This is a genomic window from Helicobacter sp. MIT 14-3879 (assembly GCF_003364125.1).
Genome location: NZ_NXLP01000076.1, coordinates 1 through 5,100, shown reverse-complemented (window position 1 = coordinate 5,100; position 5,100 = coordinate 1). Strand labels below are relative to the sequence as shown.

At 35.5% G+C, this 5,100-nt stretch carries 3 protein-coding genes; all 3 read right to left on the bottom strand.

All coding sequences use genetic code 11. The annotated features are described in order from the left end of the window. The coding region (locus tag CQA44_RS11065) for a TonB-dependent siderophore receptor (protein WP_181881891.1) at positions 1–1,457 on the bottom strand (1,457 nt) is incomplete at its 3' end. A 1,206-nt stretch (positions 1,458–2,663) separates the two neighbouring features. Continuing rightward, complete coding sequence (locus CQA44_RS11060) at positions 2,664–3,947, bottom strand: GntP family permease (RefSeq protein ID WP_115547290.1); 1,284 nt, start codon at positions 3,945–3,947, stop codon at positions 2,664–2,666. 35 nt (positions 3,948–3,982) lie between these two features. After that, a complete protein-coding gene (locus tag CQA44_RS11055) occupies positions 3,983–4,750 on the bottom strand; it encodes a 3-hydroxybutyrate dehydrogenase (protein ID WP_115547289.1) in 768 nt (255 codons plus the stop codon). Between the last annotated feature and the right edge of the window lie 350 nt (positions 4,751–5,100).

Sequence of the window (5,100 nt, the reverse complement as noted above, 5' to 3'; positions counted from 1 at the left end):
TCATAACGCATTCCGATTGTTGTACTCAAGGATTTTAGCCATTGAGAACGGTATTCCATAAATCCCCCAACATTCAAAGACTTACCTCCTTGCTTGTTTCTTATTCCAACTACAAAGCTATTATAGTCCCGCCAGTTGTTGATATTATTTATCTGTGAATCTAAGCTAGTTTGACGCAACTGCAAGCCAATTAAAAAGTGATGGGCTTGAGTGCGTGGAATATCAAAAGGAATATCGGTAAAAATATCAAGATTATTGGTTTGGTGTCGGGTGAAAGTTTGTGAGCCATCTCCTCCTGCCATTGTGGTGTTGGCTTGGCTAGGATTATCCATATTTATGCCACCATCGGGGTTGTTAAAATTATCCCAGCTATCAATTCTTGAATATTTTGCGCTCAACATAATTTCATTAAAATAATGTTGATAACCTAGATATACTATGCTTTGTAAGAATTTTTCTTGCCCGATATTACGACCAAAGTTAATAGGATAAGGACGTCTTTTGCTTGTGTCTTCTTGATTGTTATTTATAACAGTATTGGAGTTATTTCCCCAAATTTGTTGATGAGTAGAGGTATTGTAGAGATAGGTTTTATGGTCTAAATGTGTGTAACTGTAGAGATTAAGGCTTCCTCCTGATTCAATGTGAATGCTATCACTCACATCTGCTTGGAACTTTAACCTGAAATCATGCGTGTTGTAAGATTGTTTCCCCATATCACCAATAACAAAGATACTCTCACCATTTGCGCTTTGTGATGGAATCTGTCCGCTAGCATGATTAAGAATGTTATCATTGGGATAAACCCATGCGCTATCGGCAGGATAGCCACTAGATGTAGTAAATCCATAACTTGCTTTTATACGCAGCTTTTTATCTAAAAATGTATCGCCAATAGAGAAATATCCTCTTATAAGATTCTCTTGTGCAGTATCTTTTTGAAAGGGATTGCCATAGCCTAATTTTGCCTTGATTTCAAATTTTTGAGGCATAGCGGTTACGAAATTAATTGCTCCACCTAATGCCCCACTTCCATAAAGATTAGAAAATGGTCCCCTTATAACCTCAACTTGCTCTAAATCATCGGCATTCATTGCTACAATGGGCTTGGTATTATTGTTAATATCATTGAGCATTACTCCATCAAGCATTATCATTGTGCCATTTGCAATACCTCTGATTGTTGCAGTATCAAAAGTATCCATACCTCTTGACTTGCTCTGCCTTATACCCTCCATTCCGCGCAGGGTGTCACTGAATTTAGTATTAGGACGCAGATTGATGTCTTCTTTGGTGATGACATTGACATTTCCGGGTGCTTCATCTATTGTCGTTGGAATCCTCGTGGCTGTTACAGATGAAGTTTCTAACTGATAGACTTTTGCTAACGAATCTTCTGCCATGAGATTCATTAAAGTGAGCAAAAAAACACAAAATGAAATCCATTGGTATTTCATAAATACCTCCCAAAAATTTAGTAATACTTATATGTATTAAAATATTACTATAGTATTACGAATATTATAAATAATATTACTAATTTAATTTTTTATTCATTAGGTATGAGGGCTATCTCTCCTAATTAATGAAAATAGTTGAGCAAGAGATTGCTTTATCCTATTATTAACACAATCAATAAAAAAGGGGAGGGGACTATGCACGATTAGCAAGCAATAGAAGTCAAATAAAATCAAGGTAAAACACGCAAAATATGTAAAGGAGTGATAATCTTGCAGTCGATACATAGAGATAATGGGATATGCTTTTAGTGTGATGGGGTGTTTATTGGCGTTGAAAAACTTGTGTTTTTACACGCAAAGCCTGAATATGTGAATCTTCTACATCATTCCCACCCACCATATCTTGTGATACACATTTAGTACATTTCAGAACACCTTTTGTGTAACAGAAAACAATAGAATCTCAGATGATAGATGAGATGAAATCCACCCAAAGACCATTAACTTCATGAGAACAAAATACTTATTAAGAGTTTCTTTATTTGTAGAATATTTAGTCATGAGAGAGAATCTCTTACCACATCTCATGTTAAATCTTGATTTGCGAGTCCTTTGTCTCCTTATTCTTGTCCTAATTGAGGCAAAATACCAAAGAATTACAAATCTTTACGCATTATTACTTCATAGGCTGATGAAGTGCAACAGGCAACAACACAACCTTTTATTTATCTTCTTTGTTTTACTTGCTACTCATCTATTCGCAAGAATAAACCTTGTAATTTTTAAAGTAAAGGTTTATGGGAGTGAAATAACATCATCATTCTTTTATCATACCCGTTACAATTATCCTCAATGACTCACTAAAGACAATCAGACCAAACAGCAATGAAAAAGTAAATAGTAACTTTGTTGTAAGGCAATTAAACAGAAAATTATTCTAATAGTTTTTCTGCAATTGTTTTACATAAAACCAACAAGAGATTCAGAAGAAATATTAATATGTGATTTACAAAATTTCTTTATTTTTGTAAATTTGGGTGAAATATAATAATTTGTGAAATAACATTTTCTCTTCACCTATTCCCTTTACCTAAGGAGCAATGATTCAAGATTCTAGCAACAGGCTATATCGCATCTGATTGATAGGAAGTCGAGATATTTTGTCTTCCAATAGCTGCATCTTTTTATCATTAAGCATGGTATTTAGTAGATTCCAAAATGGGCAAATATTATTCCTATTGCTAAGGCAATGATAGGAATTATCACAGCGACTACACAAATATCTAAGTAGCTTTTTTTGTGTGTCATTGCAGTGATAGTTAGCAAGGTTAAAACCGCTCCATTATGAGGTAGAGCATCAAGCCCCCCTGACGAGATGGAAGCGACACGGTGAAAAAGTTCTAAAGGAATATTTTGACTTAAGGCAATTTCTTTATATTTTTCGCTCAAAGCTTCTAGGGCTATTCCCATGCCGCCAGAAGCCGAACCTGTAGCACCAGCAAGGATATTGATTGCAATTGCCTCTGAAATAAGAGGGCTGCCCTTAATACTTAGGAGTAAATCTGTTAAGGTGCTAAATCCCGGGGCAGATTTTACTACAGAACCAAACCCCACAGCCGCGCTCGTGTTAATAATGGCTATAACAGAACCTGTCGCCCCTTGATTAATTGCCGTAATAAAACAATTTATTTTATTGAGGTTTAAAAGCAATATTATTGCTATGCCACACAAAAGCGCGTTAATAATCTCGAATTTAAAAACATTAAGCAATACGACCACTGACACAAGAGGAATTAAAGAGATTAAAAAATGGGGTGGCTCAGAATCTGCTTGATGTGATTGGTTGTTTTCTGGCATATCAAAATGCTCGTTTTTAGCCTTTAGGGTGTTTTCTCTGTATTTGAGGTAGAAATATCCCCCTAGAAACATAATAAGGCTTGCAATAATTCCCATGATTGAAGAAGCCATAGGAGTTGTACCAAAGTATTGCATAGGAATAAGATTCTGGATTTGAGGTGTTCCGGGCATTGCAACCATAGTAAAAGTAAAAGCACCCAGTGCGACAGTAGCCGGGATAAGTCTCCTTGGAATATTTGCTCCTTTAAAAAGAGAAAGTGCTAGCGGATACACAGCAAAAACAACTACAAATAGGCTAACTCCTCCATAGGTAAGAATCGCAGCAGAGAGAATAACTCCTAAAATAGCTCTTTTCTCTCCTAAAACTTTCCCAATTAATAAAGAAATAGAAGTCGCCATTTGTGTGGTTTCCATGAGTTTGCCAAAAATTGCTCCTAACATAAAAACGGGAAACCATTGTTTAGCAAACCCAACTAAACCACTCATATAAATGTTAGTATAACTATCAAAAATATCCAAACCACTGCATATTGCTACGACTCCAGCTGCAAGAGGTGCTACCCAAATGATAGACCACCCAAAATATGCAAATAACATGAGGATGATTAGTCCTACAATAATGGCTGTCATGCTGCTCCCTTAAATAATAAGATAAATGTGGTACATTATTGTGTTGTATAACCTGCATCAATCACTAAGGATTGCCCCGTGATATGTTTTGCAGAATCTGAAGATAAGAATAAAGCCAATGCAGCAATATCATGAATATCAATAAGCTTTTTTTGTGGGATAAGAGGATAAAGCACCTCGTCTAAAACTCGTTCTAAGCTTACTCCTCTAGTATTTGCCAAGTCTTGCATTTGTCCTCTTACTAAGGGCGTATCAATATACCCGGGACAAATTGCATTAGCTGTAATTCCCTCTTGTGCGCATTCTAATGCAGTAACCTTTGTTAGTCCTATAAGCCCATGTTTTGCACTGTTATAAGCTGCCTTACCCGCAAAACCTATCAGTCCATTAATAGATGACATATTAATGATGCGCCCGAATTTTTGCTCTTTCATAATTGGCAGAACATATTTAGTCGTCATAAATGCTCCCACCAACATAATCTTTATCATGGTTTCAAATTTACTTGTAGGAAAATCCTCTATCTTTGCAACATGTTGCAAGCCTGCGTTATTAATCAGAACATCAATGCGTTGATAATGTGCATGGGCTTTAGTGATTAGGTTTTGAACATCGCCCTCATTGCTGACATCACAGCAAATGCCAATGCAATTATTAGTTGTGTTGTGGAGATTCACAACAGAATCCAACGCATCTTTCCTAATATCTGAAAAAACTACATGATATTGGGAATCTAAAAAAGCTTTTGCTATTTCTAACCCTATGCCACTTGCGCTGCCTGTAATAATTGCAACTTTATTCATTATTAACTCCTTTGTAGATAATTAAGTTGTTGTATCCTAAAGCTTCTATCAGTATCAAACAAACAGTTATTCTCTCTATAATTCCTATTAAGTTATCTTTTTTAGTATTTTTTATAATAAAAGTAACCATTAGCAACTTTGTAGCTTTGTTATGTAAGGATACTTAGGATTCTCATTTCGCAATGCAATGGCATGCTATCTTTAACAGCCAATGTAGTGCATTTCATAATTTATTTCCTGTCTCTATTAAGCATTATAAAGAAAGTAAAGATACTCCCATGAGCAATATCTTATGTTCATGTTTTTGGGTTGCAATATAACGTCAAAAAGAATACAACTTTCTATTCATT